The sequence below is a fragment of the Vibrio sp. V19_P1S1T109 genome (assembly GCF_002241375.1).
Taxonomy (GTDB): Bacteria; Pseudomonadota; Gammaproteobacteria; order Enterobacterales; family Vibrionaceae; genus Vibrio; species Vibrio anguillarum.
The window spans coordinates 1-17,117 of the sequence record NZ_NDIM01000014.1 but is presented as its reverse complement, the minus strand read 5'-3'; the positions used below and the strand labels follow the sequence as shown (position 1 = coordinate 17,117).

Sequence of the window (17,117 nt, the reverse complement as noted above, 5' to 3'; positions counted from 1 at the left end):
ATAGCGCTCCGTTGCCCGGATAGCTCAGTCGGTAGAGCAGAGGATTGAAAATCCTCGTGTCGGTGGTTCGATTCCGCCTCCGGGCACCACAAATTAAATTGTTGGTGCTTTTGTTAAAGTAGCAGCAAGCAATAAATAAAGTGCGCCGACTTAGCTCAGTAGGTAGAGCAACTGACTTGTAATCAGTAGGTCACCAGTTCGATTCCGGTAGTCGGCACCATTTATTGCCTCGATAGCTCAGTCGGTAGAGCAGAGGATTGAAAATCCTCGTGTCGGTGGTTCGATTCCGCCTCGAGGCACCATTATTTGGTGCGAAGTCTTAGACTTACACAGATAATTCCCCCTTAGTTCAGTCGGTAGAACGGCGGACTGTTAATCCGTATGTCGCAAGTTCAAGTCTTGCAGGGGGAGCCACTTTTAAAGCCAAGTCTAACGACTTGGCTTTTTTATTGTCCGTCATATTTATCCAATCCCCTCTACCTCTACAACGATTACCTCTACAACGATTGAATTATGGGTCAGTCCATTTTCCGTCAAAAACTAAAACCAGTCTGGTGAGTTTGCTCCTTTAGTGTAACCAAGCGGATAAACGTGTGTTTTTCAACGCGCTTTTATTCGCTATTTGCTCCATTCAAAGCTCCTATTTTCTTTTCAACGCCTCTTTCCCTATCTAATCTGACACTAATTTTTAACGAAAATGGGCAAAAACGAGTCACTAAGTATAGAAAAACAACAAACGACATTTTTTTTGCATTTTACTGTTGACGTTAAATGCGAAAAACCTTTTAATACACCCCGTCGCCCGGATAGCTCAGTCGGTAGAGCAGAGGATTGAAAATCCTCGTGTCGGTGGTTCGATTCCGCCTCCGGGCACCACAGTTTCTAAATTGTTGGTGCCTAGCACAGACAATAAAATTAAAGATAAAAATGTGCCGACTTAGCTCAGTAGGTAGAGCAACTGACTTGTAATCAGTAGGTCACCAGTTCGACTCCGGTAGTCGGCACCATTCTTTAAAACCTGTTCCCCCTTAGTTCAGTCGGTAGAACGGCGGACTGTTAATCCGTATGTCGCAAGTTCAAGTCTTGCAGGGGGAGCCACTTTTCATCAATGAGCACTGCTTATTGATTCGGCGCCGACTTAGCTCAGTAGGTAGAGCAACTGACTTGTAATCAGTAGGTCACCAGTTCGACTCCGGTAGTCGGCACCATTTATCTGCATAAGATAAGCAAACATTCGTTCCCCCTTAGTTCAGTCGGTAGAACGGCGGACTGTTAATCCGTATGTCGCAAGTTCAAGTCTTGCAGGGGGAGCCACTTTCTAAAGCCAAGTTTTCAAACTTGGCTTTTTTTGTGTCTTGCGTATGCTCATAATAAAAAGAGCCAGTTTGCACCAGCTCAATCGATTGGAACGTTCGCGGTAATTCACGATAGCCGGTTACTTAAAACCCTTCTCTTTCTTAATCAAATCGTACGCATTTTGGATCTCTTGCGATTTTTCTTTCGCAACGTTCATCATCTCTGGTGGTAAGCCTTTGGCCATCAATTTATCTGGGTGATGCTCATTCATCAATTTGCGATAGGCACGTTTAATCTCTTTAGCATCCGCATCTTTACTCACGCCTAACACATCGTAAGCATCAGTGAGGCGTTCAGCTTGCGCGGCTTGTTGCCACTGCCCAGATTGCTGGTAGCCTTGTTGTTGGCCACCAAAATTTCCGCCTTGTTGAAAACGAAAGGCCGCTTCTTGCATACGCAAGCGTCTTTCCAGTTGATCGGATGAGAAACCCAAACTACGAGCGATTTTGTGCAGTACATTGCGCTCGCTAGGGTGAACATCCCCATCGGCAAACGCGGCTGATATTTGCAATTCGAGGAAAAATTGCAACAAGTCAAAGCGTCCACCCGTCGAAAGGCGCACACGCTCCAACACTTCCTCTAAAGGAAAACCACTCTCTTTCCCCTCACGAAACGCATCTTGAGCCGCTTTACGTTGCTCACCATGTAAGTTCATACGCTCCATCATGATGGTAGCTAGCTGGATCTCTTCTTTGGTGACTTGCCCTTTCGCTTTAGCAACATGGCCCATGACCGCGAAAGCGGCTTTAAAAAATTCGTCTTGTCGCTCAGTTTGGCTTGGCCCAGAACCAAATGAGCCAGTTTTAAACCCCGCTTGATTCAAACGACGAGCTTTATCAAATTGATGCCCGAGAAACAAACCAAAAAATGCGCCAAACGGTCCTCCAAATAAGAAGCCAAAAAAAGCGCCAAGAATTTTGCCAAAAATATGCATTATGTGCTCTCAATCTATGAATTTTTCAGGAGTAAAGCGGTCTGATAGTGCCGGGAGCTTCAATTTCCTTTATGATAAGAAACGTTTTATTTTACATTCGGCCATCCATCTTCCGAATCAATCAAGTTCAAACAGGATAGTACAACTCGATGTCATGTTTTTCCCGCACCTTGTTAGCCGCTTCAATTAGCGCAGCTCTTTTTGTGCCACAGACTCAAGCAGAAGCTATGTTAGACAATAGTGTGCAGGAAATGCCCGCTATAGATCAATGTTTGATCAACGAACCTGAAGCAGAAAACTCAAGTCAGCAACCGATTAATGTCGAGGCTGATACGCTAGAAGCCGTGAACGGTGAACGCGCAAACTACTCAGGCAATGTGGTCGTTGTTCAAGGTAAAAAACGCATTCTAGCGGATACCGTTACCCTGCATCAGAAAGATAATATTGTGGTTGCGCAAGGTAATGTCAACTTCAGTGACGGTGAAGTAAGGACCATTTCTGACAAAGCCACCAACAATCTTAATACGGATTTAATGACATTAGAGAACACAAAATATCAATTTTTGTGTGAACCCGGCCGTGGTGAAGCTGTGTATATTTCCAAAACGGGTAAGGCCGTTTATGAGATAGAAGATGGTTCGATTACCTCTTGCCCTGAAGGCAATAATGCATGGCGATTGAAAGCATCCAGCATTGATATTGACCAAAATGAAGAGCAAGCCACTTTTTATAATCCGCGCTTCGAGATTCAAAATATTCCGATTTTTTATCTGCCATTTCTTACGGTGCCGATTGGCGACACACGTAAAACGGGATTTTTATACCCTACCGTTTCTTACGGTTCTAGCGATGGTTTTGAAGCCCAAGTACCTATTTATTGGAACTTAGCGCCAAACTATGACCTAGAAACGACCTTTAAATACATGCAAGAACGCGGTACGCAATTAAACAGTGAATTCCGTTATCTGAATGATTTTGGTACAGGTAACATTAAATCTGAATATTTACCTGATGACCAAAAACATCCGGAAAAGGGCAGCCGCTGGGGCTTCCAATACCAACACAGTGGTATTTTCAACCAAGCTTGGAAGTTTGAAATTGACTACTCTCAAGTCAGTGACATTAGCTACTTTAGTGATTTAGACTCAGGTATCGGTAACCGAGAAGATGGTCAGCTTATCCAAGAAGGTAAAGCCACCTACCGGACCCACAATTGGGATTCATCGATACTGGTTCGCGACTTTCAGCTGCTTACAGAAGACAAAACTAGCACCAACCAACCCTATCGCTTGATGCCACAGATTGCGTTTAATTACTATGCGCCCGAATTATTACCGTATTTGAACTTTGATATGGTGAGCCATCTATCGCGTTTTGAAACCGATGCAAGAGGAAAACCTGCAGCCACCCGAGCGCACATTGAACCGGGCTTTACTATTCCTATCAGTAACACCTGGGGCACTTGGACAACCGAAGCGCGAGTGCTTGGTACTTATTACCAACAAGATCTCAGCGGTGTTGACCTCAATTCGGATAACTATAAAGACCTAAAAGAGAGCGTTTCACGCATCATTCCGGAATTTAGAACTCATGCGGGATTAGTACTGGAAAGAGATACGGTTCTGTTTGATGACTATACGCAGACACTTGAGCCGCAGATTCAATACCTGTATGTACCGAGAGAAGATCAGCGCAATATCGGGCTGTACGATACAACGCTACTGCAAACCGATTATTATGGTTTATTCCGCAGCCGTAAATATAGTGGTGTCGATTATATTGCCCCAGCAAATCAGATCAGCTACGGTGCCTCTTCACGGTTTTTCGACGATCAGTATAAAGAACGTTTAAATATCTCTTTTGGCCAGATTTTTTACCTCAAAAAAGATCTCAAGAATTCCTCCCCTAATGAGGGAGATAATTCAGCCAACACTTCCAACTATTCGGCTTGGGCCGTCGAAATGGACTTCAACTATGATGATTTGCTCTTCTATCATGGCGGGGTCCAATACGACATTGATAGCAGTACGATGCAGCTCGCCAATAGTACTCTCGAGTACCGAGTGGGTTCTGGATACATTCAAACTAACTATCGTTACGTCACCAAAGAGTATATTGATAATACCGTTGGCGATACAATTACCAATATTAATGCCATTACCAAAGATGGCATTTCACAAGCCGGTTTACTGGCTGGGTATCAGATCTCCAAAAAGTGGAATGCTAGCGGACAGTACTTCTACGATTTAACCACGGAAAAGAGCCTGGAGTGGCTGGCTAACCTAAGCTACACCTCAGATTGTTGGTATATTGGTTTTACTTATAGTAATCAACTGCGGAAATGGGATGGTGATTTTGTTACTGACCCTAATGCTACGCCACTCTACGAAAATAACTTTAGTTTGAACTTTGGTATTGTCGGTTTTGGCACCACGATTGGTGCAGGTTCCGGAACGACGGGCGTAGACAGCGCTGGAAATTCATTAAGTTATGGTCGTCCATTTTTCCTAAACAACTAATTTATCCGGCCTTTGCTTAAGCGTAAAGGCCTTTGCTCATTTTGATAGGACTACAAATGAAATTGTGGAAACACACACTGATTGGATTGATGGCAACATTAAGCCTAAACACCGCATACGCTGCTCCTGTTGAGCTCGATCGCGTCGCCGTCATCGTCAATAGTGGCGTTATTTTACAGAGTGACATTGATGGTGCATTAAAAACCTTGACCATTAATGCAAAGAAAAATGGTCAAACGCTACCCGAAGACACAGTGCTGCGTGAGCAAGTGGTTGAAAAATTGATTATTGATACCATTCAGCAACAAGAAGCACAACGCATTGGCGTTCGCATTGACGATAACCGACTCAGTGACGCGATCGCCGACATCGCGAAAAACAATAATCAAACCCTGGAACAGCTTAACGCTTCTGTTACTGCTGAAGGGCTGACTTATGCCGAATTTCGCGAACAAGTACGTAAAGAAATTGCAGCAAGTGAAGCGCGCAATGCTTTAGTTCGTCGCCGGATCAATATATTACCGGACGAAGTGGACAACTTAGCCAATATTCTTGCGCAAGAAACCAATGCAACGGTGCAATATAAAATCAGCCACATCCAACTGCGTGTTGACGACACTCAAGATAAGGCTGCAGTAGAACAGCAAGCCAAAACCTTAGTCGAAAAACTCAACCAAGGAGCGGATTTCAGCACCATGGCTTATACCTATTCAAAAGGTCCGAAAGCGCTGCAAGGTGGTGATTGGGGCTGGATGCGCAAAGAAGAAATGCCGACAATTTTTGCCGACCAAATCAAAATGCAAAACAAAGGCTCTATTATTGGGCCATTTCGCAGTGGCGTCGGTTTCCACATTCTTAAAATTGATGACGTCAAAGGATTAGAAACCGTCGCGGTCACGGAAGTTAATGCACGCCATATTTTAATCAAACCCACGGTCATTTTAAGCGATGACGGCGTACAAAAAGAGCTACATGACTTCATTCGTCGCATTAAGGCAGGTGAAGCGACCTTTGGTGAATTGGCGCAGCAATACAGCCAAGATCCCGGCTCTGCGGCGCAAAATGGCGAATTGGGTTATCAAACACCGGATCTGTACGTGCCGGAGTTTCAACATCAAATCGAAACATTATCGGTTGGGCAAATCAGCGAACCCTTTAAAACCGTTCATGGTTGGCATATTGTCGAAGTACTTGATCGCCGTGAAGTCGACCGCACCGACTCTGCACTGAAAAACAAAGCTTATCGCATTCTTTTTAATCGAAAATTCAATGAAGAAGCCAGCGCATGGCTACAAGAAATGCGTGCCAGTGCCTTTGTAGAAATTATACAGGACAACCAAGATGACAATTAAACGCATCGTGGTTACCGCTGGCGAGCCCGCGGGTATTGGCCCAGATTTGGTGCTGGCCTTATCAAAAGAAGATTGGGCACATCAACTGGTGGTATGCGCGGACAAAAGCTTGCTTGCAGAGCGCGCTAAAGAGCTCAATATTGACGTTATATTGGAAGACTACTCAGTCACCTCTGCACCAAAACCACAGCAGGCGGGACGGTTAGTAGTGGATCATATTCCCCTCGGCGCACCGGTGATGACGGGGAAACTGAATGAAGCCAATGGACATTATGTATTAAATACATTAGAAAGAGCAGCTTTAGGCTGTATGAATGATGAATTTGATGCTATTGTCACCGGCCCTGTGCACAAGGGGGTGATCAACCGAGCTGGCGTTGCATTTAGCGGCCATACTGAATTCTTTGCTGAAAAATCTAATACTCCACTGGTGGTTATGATGCTCGCAACAGAAGGGTTGAGAGTCGCGCTAGTGACAACACATATTCCACTGGCTTATGTATCAAAGGCAGTAACGGTCGAGCGGTTAGAAAAAATCATCACTATTTTGCATAAAGATTTGGTGGAAAAATTTGCCATTGCTCAACCCAAAATTTATGTGTGTGGTTTAAACCCACACGCGGGAGAAGATGGCTGTCTGGGCCGTGAAGAGATAGAAACCATCACTCCAACGCTAGAAAAAATTCGTCAACAAGATGGCATTAATTTGATTGGCCCACTACCAGCCGACACCATCTTCAATGACAAATACTTGCAAGATGCCGATGCTGTTTTAGGCATGTATCACGACCAAGTCCTGCCCGTATTAAAGTACAAAGGCTTTGGTCGTTCAGTAAATATTACTCTTGGTCTACCCTTTATAAGAACATCGGTCGATCATGGCACCGCACTCGAATTGGCAGGGAAAGGGCTTGCGGATACAGGGAGCTTTAGAACAGCACTCGCCTACGCGATTGACTTGGTAGAAAAGAAACCTAATTAATTTCGAGAAAACTATGAGAAATGATGTCCACTTAGGGCACAAAGCGCGTAAACGTTTTGGTCAAAACTTCCTAAACGATCCATACATTATTGATGGCATCGTCTCTGCGATTAACCCTCGTCCGGGACAAAATTTGGTTGAGATCGGCCCCGGTCTTGGAGCGATAACTGAGCCAGTCGGCCGCGAAGTGGATAAATTCACTGTTATTGAGCTAGACCGTGACTTAGCTGAGCGCCTGCGCAACCACCCAGAATTATCGAGTAAATTGACGATTCATGAAGGTGATGCGATGCGTTTTGACTTCACGCAGTTGGTGAAACCGAATAATAAACTGCGCATTTTCGGCAACTTGCCATACAACATTTCAACGCCATTAATGTTCCACTTATTTGAATTTCATAAAGATATTCAAGATATGCACTTCATGCTGCAAAAAGAAGTGGTCAATCGTTTAGCTGCCGGTCCCGGCAGTAAAGCTTACGGGCGCTTAACGGTTATGACGCAGTATTTCTGCAAAGTGGTTCCTGTGTTGGAAGTTCCGCCAACGGCTTTTGTACCGCCACCGAAAGTTGATTCAGCCGTGGTGCGTTTGGTGCCTTATGAAGTACTGCCGCATCCCACGACAAACATGAAATGGTTAGAGCGTGTCTGCCGAGATGGTTTTAACCAACGTCGTAAAACCGTACGTAACTGCTACAAAGGTTTGATTGAAGTGGAAACGCTAGAAGAACTTGGGGTCAACCCTGGCATGCGCCCGGAAAACCTAACACTTGAACAGTTTGTTGCTATGGCAAACTGGTTAGACGCTCATCACGCCTAATAACGATTGAGCGATAAACGGCCAATGTCTATCGCTCATCTATAAAAACAAGGAGTTAACATGGATATCTCTGAACCTTGTATCAAAATCCAAGTCCATACCCAGTATCTCCCCGAGCAGTCCAATCCCGATTTACACCGCTATATCTTTGCCTATGTGATCACCATCCGTAACCTCAGCAACCAGCAGGTACAGCTGATGAGCCGCCGTTGGCTAATTACCGATGCGAATGGCAAACAGATGTCTGTGGAAGGTGATGGCGTGGTCGGGGAACAACCGATTATCTTGCCCAATGATGAGTACCGCTATAACAGTGGTACGGCGTTAGAAACGCCAGTCGGTGTTATGCAAGGTCATTACATTATGTTAGATGAAGCGGACGCTGAATTTATTGTTGAAATTGAGCCTTTTCGTCTCGCTATTCCTAATGTTTTAAATTAAAAGAGGTAGCCGTGGCGAACTATATTGTCGGCGACATTCAAGGCTGTTTTGATGAACTACAGTGTTTATTGGCTCAAGTGCAATTCCAACCACAACAAGACACACTGTGGGTAGCTGGCGACTTAGTTGCAAGAGGCCCTAAATCTCTAGAAACGCTACGTTTTATCAAACAATTGGGTAGTGCGGCACGTATCGTTCTAGGCAATCACGATCTTCACCTACTGGCCGTCTCGCTGGGCATCCACCCATGTAAACCTCGTGATAAAACCTTACCCATATTACAAGCGAACGATGCAACAGAGCTGCTCACTTGGTTGCGCCATCAACCGCTCCTCGCTGAACATGCTGACTTTGTTATGTGCCATGCGGGGATTTCTCCTCTGTGGGATCTTGAAACTGCACGTCAAGCAGCAAAAGAAGTCGAAAGTATTTTGCAAAGTGATCGTTGGCGTTGGCTTATCGAGCAGATGTACAGCAACACACCTGATATGTGGAGCTCGAAGCTAGAAGGGATTGACCGCTATCGCTATACCATCAATGCCTATACTCGGATGCGTTTTTGCTTTGCTGATGGGCGTCTTGATATGGCGTGCAAACTTCCCCCTCAAGAAATAAAAGATGAAGAATTGTTACCGTGGTTTGCCCTACCCAAACGCCTTAAACTCGATAAAACAGTCCTATTTGGCCACTGGGCTGCGTTAGAAGGTTACCGCAGCGACGAAGTGATAGGGCTTGATACTGGCTGTGTGTGGGGAGGATGTTTGACCATGCTACGCTGGGAAGATAAACACTACTTCACTCAACCAGCGTTAACCCATAAAGGCTAACGAATAAAAAGATCCGGATCGTTGCTTAATATCGATCCGAAATCCTCTAGTGCTTATCAAAAACCACAAACTGCATGTTGTGAGCATTTTTGTCATCCGCTTGATACATTTCACGATGAACTTCTTGCCACTCACTCCCCCACTCGGGAAATTGCGTATCTCCCTCAATATTTAAGTCAATAAAGGTGAGGTATAGTTTATTGGCCTGTGGCATACAGGCTTGATAGATAGAGCCGCCACCAATGATCATCACTTCATCCACATGACCCGCAACCTCAATAGCTTCTTCAATCGAAGAGACAATACTCACCCCATCAATTGCCAATGAAGCATCACGACTGATCACGATATTATGGCGACCAGGTAACGGACGACCAATAGACTCATAAGTTTTTCGCCCCATGATCACTGGTTTGCCCAACGTACAGCGTTTAAACCATGCAAAATCTGCCGGTAAATGCCATGGCATTTGATTGTCTTTACCAATAATCCGATTGTCTGCCATCGCGGCAATCATGCTGATGATCATAAATAAGATCCTAAAGTGTCATCACGAAAGATAGCCCATGCCCTTACACTATGGGTTTGCGCCGATAGAATAACAAACCCGGCACCGCAAGGCCAACCGCTAAGCCCGCGATAATAAACATCGCTTTTAAAAAATTATCCATCAGTATCGCCAGCAGCTCTGGCGTAAAACCAAGATGGTTAATTTCAACCATTGCAATCATCGCTTTAAAGGCAAAAACCCCGGGAACCATTGGGATCAAAGCCGCTACCGTAAACACTTTAGGGTGAGCTAAAAATTTACGCGACCAACGCACGCCAATCATTCCAACGATAGTTGCAGCAAAAAAAGTCGCCCACTCAATGGGAATTCCAAATTGCATCATTAAGTAACGTGAGCCATGACCAATCGCACCACCTAACGCACAATATTTTAGGGCTGGTACAGGAACATTAAACACCAAAGCAAAACCAACGGCTGGGATTGCAGCAAAAAACATATCATTGGCTAAACCGAGTAATAAATTCATCCAATCCATCGCTACCACCCCCATACACCCGTCACGCTCATCGCCGCAACGATGCCCAAACTCGTTGCCAGCGTCAGCAAACTTGCCATCACAAAACGGGCAATACCCATATTGATATAACCTTTAAGCATATCCGCGACCGCATTAATTAAAGGAAAACCGGGGACTAACATCAGTACAGAAGAAGCCATCACAATGGTTGGTTTATTGCCTAGCTGGTAGATGATAGCTTGCGCTGAAATGATCGAAGTGACAAATGAGGTCACCGTAAAGTTGACAAGCGGATTAAATTGGCGATGCCCAATCTCTTGGCGCACAATCATACCCGCCGCAGAAGCAATGAACGTCATCGTAAACACCGTCCAATCTCCGCCAGCTAAACGAGCAAATGCAGCACAAGAGAGACCAATCATTACCACAACCAACCAACGGTTGTAGCGTTCAGGGCTGATTTGATTGAGTTTTTTCTGCGCAAGGGAATAATCTAAAATCCCTTTTTCCATCATGATGCAGATGCGCTGGACTTGCGTCACTACCCGCATATTGATCCCACGATCAGGACAACGGCGCGCAGTCGTAATGCAATGGCCATCGTAAACCGTGGTTAGCACAAGTGAACTCGCCGAGAGCGATACTTCCACTTCACTCATGCCACACGCCGCTCCCATGCGACGCATAATATCGCCCACCAGTGTACTTTCCGCGCCATGAGCCAACAACATTTGCCCAGCTTGGGCGATCAATCGAGAAACAAGCCTCTGTTTGGATGTCATGATTCCTTTCCGAACGTCCTAAAAGCCCAATAGTGTGCCCGAAATTGGGTGCTTTAAATATGATTTAGCTATAAAAAAGCCGCAATAATTATTGCGGCTCAATCAATTCAGGAAAATTAATCACGAACATAGATAACGTGACCGTCATCTTCTTCGTCGTCCCAATCATCCCAGTCATCACCATCTTCAGTGATCACATTTTGGCTGTTCATCTCATCTTTATGGTAATCATCCCACATGAAATCGACTTTCTGAGCTTCACTGAGCTCTTCCTGCTCACGAGGTAACGTTTCCATATAGTCAGCCAACTCACGGCACAAATCCGCCGTACCTTGTTGGTTTACTGCCGAAATTTTGAAGTATCGCCCTTCCCAAGCCAGCGCATCTAAGATCTCTTGGATCTTTTCATCGGCTTCTTCTTCAAGCATCAGATCAACTTTGTTGAACACCAACCAACAAGGTTTTTGTGACACTTTTTCACTGTATTGCTCTAGCTCATCAAAGATGGTCAGCGCATTTTGCGCAGGATCACTTTGATCAACAGGAAGGATGTCGATCATATGCAGCAACACTCGGCAACGTTCTAAGTGCTTTAAGAAGCGAATACCTAAACCAGCACCATCGGCCGCGCCTTCAATCAAGCCCGGAATATCAGCGATCACGAAACTTTTCTCAGGAACCACACTCACGACACCCAAACTTGGGATCAGCGTAGTGAAGGGGTAATCAGCGACTTTTGGCTTCGCTGCTGAAACAGAACGAATAAAGGTTGATTTACCCGCATTCGGCAAGCCAAGCATACCCACGTCAGCTAACAGTAAAAGCTCAAGGCGTAATTCGCGCACCTCACCTTTTTTACCCATGGTTTTTTGGCGTGGTGCACGGTTAACGGATGACTTAAAGCGAGCATTACCTAAACCATGCCAGCCACCTTTAGCGACCATCACTTTTTTGCCATGCTCTGCAACTTCACCCACAACTTCATTGGTGTGAATGTCAACCGCTCGAGTCCCGACAGGCACCTTCAAAGTAATGTCTTTACCGCGCTTACCTGTACAGTTAGCACCGCCACCATTTTGGCCGCGCTCAGCAGCGTAAAAGCGTTGGAATCGGTAATCAACCAAGGTATTTAAGTTTTCATCGGCTTGGATATAAACGTCGCCACCATCGCCGCCATCGCCGCCATCAGGGCCGCCTTTCGTCACGAATTTTTCACGCCAAAAGCTCACGACACCGTTACCGCCATCACCCGCTTCGACTTTAATTATCGCTTCATCAACGAATTTCATTTGTTACTCCACGCTCTTTGCGTTGCGATATCATTGTCACACAATGATATAAATTCTAGCAGATACACATTCAGGATCGACCGTGATCATCCTTCGTTTTATCCACAATTGGAACACATAAGGAGAAACTCTAGTGATTAGAGTGTCTTCTTTTCTGTTCGGCTGATAAATAAAAAACCCCACCGTAACGGCAGGGCTTTTGAGTTCAGTTAGGTATAAATTTATTCAGCGTCGATGCTAACAAATTTACGGTTTTTAGGACCTTTAACTTCAAATTTCACTTTACCTTCAGTAAGAGCGAAAAGAGTATGGTCTTTACCGATACCAACGTTAGTGCCTGCGTGGAACTTAGTACCACGTTGACGAACGATGATGTTACCTGCAAGAACAGATTCACCACCGAAACGCTTAACACCAAGACGTTTGCTTTCTGAATCGCGGCCGTTACGAGTAGAACCGCCAGCTTTTTTGTGTGCCATTGTTAAACTCTCCTAAATTACTTAAGCGTTGATGCCAGTGATTTTCACTTCAGTGAACCACTGACGGTGGCCTTGTTGTTTACGAGAGTGTTTACGACGACGGAACTTAACGATTTTAACTTTATCGCCACGACCGTGTTGTACTACTTCAGCAGTAATTTTACCGCCTTCAACAAGAGGTGCACCAACAGTGATTTGCTCACCGTTAGCAACTAGTAGAACTTTATCAAATTCAACAGTTGCACCAGTTTCAACGTCTAATTTCTCTAAACGAAGAGTTTGACCTTCGCTTACACGGTGTTGTTTACCACCAGATTGGAAAACAGCGTACATATTTTACTCCGCTCTTTCCGCACAGCCGTATGCTTTTTATTTGAGCAATTTGGGTGTGCGCTAAACTAATCATCAATAGGGCGCAGATTCTACGCGAATGAGTACCCCAAGACAAGCCATATTTTGAAAAAATTGGCGAAAAGCTAATCGCCAATGAAAAGTGGCGCAATCATGCCTTTAAGCCTTGTATTAATCAACGTTTTTTAGTGTATTATTCGAGAATTATAGAAGAACACAACACCTTATAGGTTCTAACTTCAGCCGGATTAACCATGGATTTTAAAGCTATCCAAACGCTTACTGCCGATGACATGGCAAAAGTGAATGAAACGATTCAAGCTCAGCTCAACTCTGATGTATCTTTAATCAATCAATTAGGATTCTACATCGTCAGCGGAGGTGGGAAACGTCTGCGTCCTTTGCTGGCTATTTTGTCGGCTCGAGCCCTTGGTTATCAAGGTGAAGCGCACACGACTGCCGCTGCATTTATTGAATTCCTCCACACGGCAACCTTGTTGCATGACGACGTTGTCGATGAATCGGATATGCGCCGTGGCAAAGCAACAGCGAACGCGGCATTTGGCAATGCAGCGAGCGTGTTAGTGGGGGATTTCATCTACACGCGTTCCTTCCAAATGATGACTACACTAGGATCGTTAAGGATCCTTGAGCTGATGAGCGATGCGGTGAACGTTATCGCTGAAGGCGAAGTGCAACAATTGATGAACTGTAATGATCCAAACACTACCGAGGAAAATTACCTACAGGTGATCTACTCGAAAACGGCGCGTTTGTTTGAAGCAGCGACCCAGATTGGTGCGATATTAAGTAACGCTTCTCCTGAAATTGAAACAGCACTACAGAACTATGGTAAGTACCTTGGCACAGCTTTCCAGCTCATTGATGACGTGATGGATTACACCTCTGATGGCAGTGAAATGGGCAAAAATGTGGGCGATGATTTAGCGGAAGGCAAACCAACACTTCCTCTATTGTACGCAATGCAGCATGGTACACCCGAACAAAAAGAGATGATCCGTGAGGCCATCGAAAAAGCCAATGGCATGGAACAGCTGGATGCAATTCTAGCGGCAATGAAACAGACAGGCTCGCTTGAATACACAACCAACAAAGCGCTCGGAGAAGCCGATAAAGCGATCAATGAGCTGTCTATCCTGCCAGAAAGTGAATATAAACAAGCACTGATAGCTCTAGCTCATATGGCTGTGAATAGGACAAAGTAGAACAGCAGCTAGCTTGGACGAAGAATCGACCTTTGCCTAGAAATGCACCGCTACAAAAAGAGCCTCAATTGAGGCTCTTTTTGATTCTAAGCGTTATTTAAAACCCGCCTTGCCAAATCATGCCAAATGCAAAAACAGCCACGATCGTTAAAGCACAAGCTCCTAACTTTTCTTTGCCTTGAAAAGGATGAATGCCCTGCTCTCGTTTGGCTTTCATGTAGAAATAGAGCCCAGGTAAGTAGAGTAGCGCGGAGAGCATCAAATAGTGCAAACCAGAGGCATACAAAAGCCAAATTCCATAAATGGTGGCACAAGAACCTATTACCAAAAGTTTGCCTTTATTCTTCTGTTCAATCGCGATCTTTAACGTAAAGGCGCCGATCAAAAAATAGGGAACAAGGATCATTTCTGAAGCGAAGATCAGCAGCGTATCGTAGGTGCTGCCTGCGTACATCACCAGAATCAGTGAGACCTGAATGCAGACATTGGTTAGAGTTAAGGCTTTTACTGGGCTCCCCGCTTCGTTTTGCTCGGCGTAGATGGCAGGAAACATCTTATCTCTAGCACATAAAAATGGCGCTTCGGAGGCCAGGACCGTCCAGCTAAGAAAAGCACCGCACACCGAAATAATTAAGCCAACACCGATAATGTACTCACCCCAAGGACCAAGAATAGTCGTCAGCACTTTGGCCATTGAAGGGTTCTGATATTGCGCCAATTCAACCGGTTTAATCACGCCCATCGACAATAAGGTGACCAATACATAAATGGTCAACGCCGTAAGCAAACCGAGAATAGTCGCTTTACCGATATCAGCACGGTGGCGAGCGCGGCTTGACACAACAACCGCTCCCTCTATTCCGATGAACACCCATACCGTGATCAACATGGTGCTTTTTATTTGATCCAGCAGATCATGGCCAACACCGAAGTGTAAGCCTGTAAAATCCAATGTGAATTTGTCCCAAGAAAAAGCAAAAGCGGCACAAATGATGAACACCACGAGAGGGATCATTTTAGCAAAGGTGGTAATCAGATTAATGAATGCGGCCGTTTGTACTCCTTTTTTGACCAACGCATGCACCAACCAAAGTAATACCGATGCACTCCCAATGGAAAGCCACGTATTACCCGCCCCAAACATCACGTTATCTGGTGTATCAAACAACATGCCTAAGGTACTAAAAACAATTACCAGATAAGAGACATTAGCCACCATGGCGCTAAACCAGTAACCCCATGCGGAACAAAAACCCGCAAAGTCACCAAATCCTTCTCGAGCAAAACCAAATACGCCACTATTAATATGAGGTTTATGAATGGCAAGTTGTTGAAAAGAGAGCGCAAGAAAGATCATACCAACGCCGGTGATCCCCCAACCGATCATTACCGCCAAAGGGCTGGCGACTGAGGCCATGTTTTGTGGCAGGCTAAAAACACCAGCGCCAATCATTGAACCAATGACCAGTGCTGTCAGTGAGCCCAAACCAAGCTTATTATCCATGGGAACTATCCAGTGAGTGTTTACACATTAGAGGAAGGCGCTATTTTAGAGAACATATTTACCAGACATCAATCCCTATGTGATCGCGGTCACTGAGATAGTGAGTCAATAGTCAAATTCATTGCTAGGGATCAAAAAGTTTGTAAGTTCACGACGAAAATAATGCACTGCTCAGTAAAAAAAACCGCATATTACACAGTTCAAAGCATCATCATACAAAAATATTGGTAAAAACCATAAAAAATGCCGCTTGGATGAGCAAGCGGCATTTTTGTATAAGATAAGGTTATTCTTTATTTGGCGAAATCAACACCTAGCTGAATATCACCTTTCAGTGTTGTCAGCATTCCATCTAACGCGGCTTGTTCATAGGCACTCAATGCACCATAGCTCAACACTTCTTCGACACCCTCTTTACCGAGTTTAATCGGTTGTGCAAAGAATGAAGCATGCTCACTACCACCGTCAACGTAGGCACATTCCACAACACCTGGTTCACCTTGTAGTGCTTTGACTAATGATAAGCCAAAACGGCAAGCCGCTTGACCCATTGACAGTGTTGCACTGCCGCCACCCGCCTTCGCTTCCACCACTTCGGTGCCTGCGTTTTGAATGCGCTTAGTTAGTGCTTCCACTTCTTCAGCCGTGAACTCAACCCCTTCAATTTGTGAAAGCAAAGGAAGGATAGTGACGCCTGAGTGGCCGCCAATCACAGGCACAATAATCTCGCTAGGGTTTTTATCTTTTAGCGCCGCGACAAACGTTTCTGAGCGGATCACATCCAACGTTGTCACACCAAATAGCTTACGCTTGTCGTAAACGCCTGATTTTTTCAAGACTTCCGCTGCAATAGGTACTGTTGTATTGACAGGGTTGGTGATAATGCCCACACAGGCTTTTGGACAGACAACCGCAATCTTTTCAGCCAACGCTTTCACAATGCCAGCGTTAACATTAAACAGATCCGCGCGATCCATACCCGGCTTACGAGCGACACCAGCAGAAACAAGGACTACATCCGCACCTTCAAGCGCAGGTGTTGGATCTTCGCCAGCATAGCCTTTGATCGATACGGGAGTAGGAATGTGGCTTAGATCGGCAGCAACGCCCGGAGTCACCGGTGCGATGTCATACAGCGCCAGATCGGAACCAGCAGGAAGATGGTTTTTAAGTAGAAGTGCTAGGGCTTGACCGATGCCACCAGCGGCACCAATAACAGCTACTTTC

The 17,117-nt window shown here is 45.2% G+C and carries 16 protein-coding genes and 9 tRNA genes; 16 read left to right on the top strand and 9 right to left on the bottom strand.

Annotated features, from left to right (window positions below):
- The first annotated feature begins 13 nt into the window (after nt 1-13).
- From B9J87_RS01070 to B9J87_RS01030, 9 genes are all read left to right on the top strand, one after another.
- Nucleotides 14-89: transfer RNA gene (locus tag B9J87_RS01070), tRNA-Phe, on the top strand.
- A gap of 55 nt (nt 90-144) precedes the next feature.
- Nucleotides 145-220: transfer RNA gene (locus B9J87_RS01065), tRNA-Thr, on the top strand.
- A gap of 6 nt (nt 221-226) precedes the next feature.
- Nucleotides 227-302 (top strand) — tRNA-Phe (locus B9J87_RS01060).
- Nucleotides 303-338: 36 nt separating this feature from the next.
- A tRNA-Asn gene (locus tag B9J87_RS01055) sits at nt 339-414 on the top strand.
- 386 nt (nt 415-800) lie between these two features.
- Nucleotides 801-876: transfer RNA gene (locus B9J87_RS01050), tRNA-Phe, on the top strand.
- A 55-nt stretch (nt 877-931) separates the two neighbouring features.
- Nucleotides 932-1,007: transfer RNA gene (locus B9J87_RS01045), tRNA-Thr, on the top strand.
- Between the two features lie 15 nt (nt 1,008-1,022).
- A tRNA-Asn gene (locus B9J87_RS01040) sits at nt 1,023-1,098 on the top strand.
- A 34-nt stretch (nt 1,099-1,132) separates the two neighbouring features.
- Nucleotides 1,133-1,208: transfer RNA gene (locus B9J87_RS01035), tRNA-Thr, on the top strand.
- Between the two features lie 30 nt (nt 1,209-1,238).
- Nucleotides 1,239-1,314, top strand: a tRNA-Asn gene (locus tag B9J87_RS01030).
- Between the two features lie 121 nt (nt 1,315-1,435).
- Here B9J87_RS01030 and djlA read toward each other — a convergent pair.
- Entirely contained in the window at nt 1,436-2,290 is an 855-nt protein-coding gene (djlA, locus tag B9J87_RS01025; RefSeq protein WP_088720789.1) for a co-chaperone DjlA, read from the bottom strand.
- 149 nt (nt 2,291-2,439) lie between these two features.
- Here djlA and lptD point away from each other — a divergent pair, with 149 nt between their 5' ends.
- Genes lptD through apaH form a run of 6 tightly spaced genes read left to right on the top strand, consistent with a single transcriptional unit; the run spans nt 2,440 to nt 9,231 of the window.
- Nucleotides 2,440-4,809 (top strand): LPS assembly protein LptD, encoded by a 2,370-nt coding sequence (gene lptD, locus B9J87_RS01020; RefSeq protein WP_094149206.1) that lies wholly within the window; start codon nt 2,440-2,442, stop codon nt 4,807-4,809.
- 56 nt (nt 4,810-4,865) lie between these two features.
- Nucleotides 4,866-6,161: a peptidylprolyl isomerase SurA gene (gene surA, locus B9J87_RS01015; protein ID WP_064624316.1), complete on the top strand. Its 1,296-nt coding sequence runs from the start codon at nt 4,866-4,868 to the stop codon at nt 6,159-6,161.
- Nucleotides 6,151-7,143, top strand: coding sequence for a 4-hydroxythreonine-4-phosphate dehydrogenase PdxA (gene pdxA / locus B9J87_RS01010; protein WP_094149205.1), 993 nt, complete (start codon nt 6,151-6,153; stop codon nt 7,141-7,143). Before surA ends, pdxA begins: the two co-directional genes overlap by 11 nt.
- A 13-nt stretch (nt 7,144-7,156) precedes the next feature.
- Nucleotides 7,157-7,963: a 16S rRNA (adenine(1518)-N(6)/adenine(1519)-N(6))-dimethyltransferase RsmA gene (gene rsmA, locus B9J87_RS01005; RefSeq protein ID WP_013857835.1), complete on the top strand. Its 807-nt coding sequence runs from the start codon at nt 7,157-7,159 to the stop codon at nt 7,961-7,963.
- 60 nt (nt 7,964-8,023) lie between these two features.
- On the top strand, nt 8,024-8,404 hold the full coding sequence (gene apaG, locus B9J87_RS01000; RefSeq protein ID WP_013857836.1) for a Co2+/Mg2+ efflux protein ApaG: 381 nt from the start codon (nt 8,024-8,026) through the stop codon (nt 8,402-8,404).
- 11 nt (nt 8,405-8,415) lie between these two features.
- Complete coding sequence (apaH, locus tag B9J87_RS00995) at nt 8,416-9,231, top strand: bis(5'-nucleosyl)-tetraphosphatase (symmetrical) ApaH (protein WP_094149204.1); 816 nt, start codon at nt 8,416-8,418, stop codon at nt 9,229-9,231.
- Between the two features lie 46 nt (nt 9,232-9,277).
- Here apaH and folA read toward each other — a convergent pair whose 3' ends face one another.
- From folA to rplU, 6 genes are all read right to left on the bottom strand, one after another.
- Nucleotides 9,278-9,760 (bottom strand): type 3 dihydrofolate reductase, encoded by a 483-nt coding sequence (gene folA, locus B9J87_RS00990; RefSeq protein WP_094149203.1) that lies wholly within the window; start codon nt 9,758-9,760, stop codon nt 9,278-9,280.
- 43 nt (nt 9,761-9,803) lie between these two features.
- Entirely contained in the window at nt 9,804-10,292 is a 489-nt protein-coding gene (locus B9J87_RS00985; protein WP_013857839.1) for a threonine/serine exporter family protein, read from the bottom strand.
- Entirely contained in the window at nt 10,280-11,041 is a 762-nt protein-coding gene (locus B9J87_RS00980) for a threonine/serine exporter family protein (protein WP_013857840.1), read from the bottom strand. The genes B9J87_RS00985 and B9J87_RS00980 overlap by 13 nt, the downstream gene beginning before the upstream one ends.
- A 116-nt stretch (nt 11,042-11,157) precedes the next feature.
- Nucleotides 11,158-12,330 carry an Obg family GTPase CgtA gene (gene cgtA / locus B9J87_RS00975; protein WP_017050648.1) on the bottom strand — a complete coding sequence of 391 codons (1,173 nt, stop codon included), beginning with the start codon at nt 12,328-12,330 and terminating at the stop codon, nt 11,158-11,160.
- A 221-nt stretch (nt 12,331-12,551) separates the two neighbouring features.
- The gene (gene rpmA, locus B9J87_RS00970; protein WP_010320621.1) at nt 12,552-12,809 is read right to left on the bottom strand and encodes a 50S ribosomal protein L27; all 258 of its coding nucleotides are present in this window, start codon (nt 12,807-12,809) and stop codon (nt 12,552-12,554) included.
- Between the two features lie 21 nt (nt 12,810-12,830).
- The gene (gene rplU, locus B9J87_RS00965) at nt 12,831-13,142 is read right to left on the bottom strand and encodes a 50S ribosomal protein L21 (protein WP_010320620.1); all 312 of its coding nucleotides are present in this window, start codon (nt 13,140-13,142) and stop codon (nt 12,831-12,833) included.
- Nucleotides 13,143-13,414: 272 nt separating this feature from the next.
- Between rplU and ispB the strand changes: the two genes are divergently transcribed.
- On the top strand, nt 13,415-14,386 hold the full coding sequence (ispB, locus tag B9J87_RS00955) for an octaprenyl diphosphate synthase (protein ID WP_094149202.1): 972 nt from the start codon (nt 13,415-13,417) through the stop codon (nt 14,384-14,386).
- Nucleotides 14,387-14,483: 97 nt separating this feature from the next.
- On the opposite strand, the gene B9J87_RS00950 is transcribed toward ispB, so the two are convergent.
- Both B9J87_RS00950 and mdh read right to left on the bottom strand, forming a co-directional pair.
- Complete coding sequence (locus tag B9J87_RS00950; RefSeq protein ID WP_094149201.1) at nt 14,484-15,890, bottom strand: basic amino acid/polyamine antiporter; 1,407 nt, start codon at nt 15,888-15,890, stop codon at nt 14,484-14,486.
- A 293-nt stretch (nt 15,891-16,183) separates the two neighbouring features.
- Nucleotides 16,184-17,117 (bottom strand): malate dehydrogenase (mdh, locus tag B9J87_RS00945; protein ID WP_141201524.1); only part of this gene is annotated, 934 nt, incomplete at its 5' end.

Coding starts and splice junctions, on each gene's coding strand:
- djlA (WP_088720789.1), bottom strand. CDS start 2,290: ATGCATATTTTTGGCAAAATTCTTGGCGCTTTTTTTGGCTTCTTATTT.
- lptD (WP_094149206.1), top strand. CDS start 2,440: ATGTCATGTTTTTCCCGCACCTTGTTAGCCGCTTCAATTAGCGCAGCT.
- surA (WP_064624316.1), top strand. CDS start 4,866: ATGAAATTGTGGAAACACACACTGATTGGATTGATGGCAACATTAAGC.
- pdxA (WP_094149205.1), top strand. CDS start 6,151: ATGACAATTAAACGCATCGTGGTTACCGCTGGCGAGCCCGCGGGTATT.
- rsmA (WP_013857835.1), top strand. CDS start 7,157: ATGAGAAATGATGTCCACTTAGGGCACAAAGCGCGTAAACGTTTTGGT.
- apaG (WP_013857836.1), top strand. CDS start 8,024: ATGGATATCTCTGAACCTTGTATCAAAATCCAAGTCCATACCCAGTAT.
- folA (WP_094149203.1), bottom strand. CDS start 9,760: ATGATCATCAGCATGATTGCCGCGATGGCAGACAATCGGATTATTGGT.
- B9J87_RS00985 (WP_013857839.1), bottom strand. CDS start 10,292: ATGGGGGTGGTAGCGATGGATTGGATGAATTTATTACTCGGTTTAGCC.
- B9J87_RS00980 (WP_013857840.1), bottom strand. CDS start 11,041: ATGACATCCAAACAGAGGCTTGTTTCTCGATTGATCGCCCAAGCTGGG.
- cgtA (WP_017050648.1), bottom strand. CDS start 12,330: ATGAAATTCGTTGATGAAGCGATAATTAAAGTCGAAGCGGGTGATGGC.
- rpmA (WP_010320621.1), bottom strand. CDS start 12,809: ATGGCACACAAAAAAGCTGGCGGTTCTACTCGTAACGGCCGCGATTCA.
- rplU (WP_010320620.1), bottom strand. CDS start 13,142: ATGTACGCTGTTTTCCAATCTGGTGGTAAACAACACCGTGTAAGCGAA.
- ispB (WP_094149202.1), top strand. CDS start 13,415: ATGGATTTTAAAGCTATCCAAACGCTTACTGCCGATGACATGGCAAAA.
- B9J87_RS00950 (WP_094149201.1), bottom strand. CDS start 15,890: ATGGATAATAAGCTTGGTTTGGGCTCACTGACAGCACTGGTCATTGGT.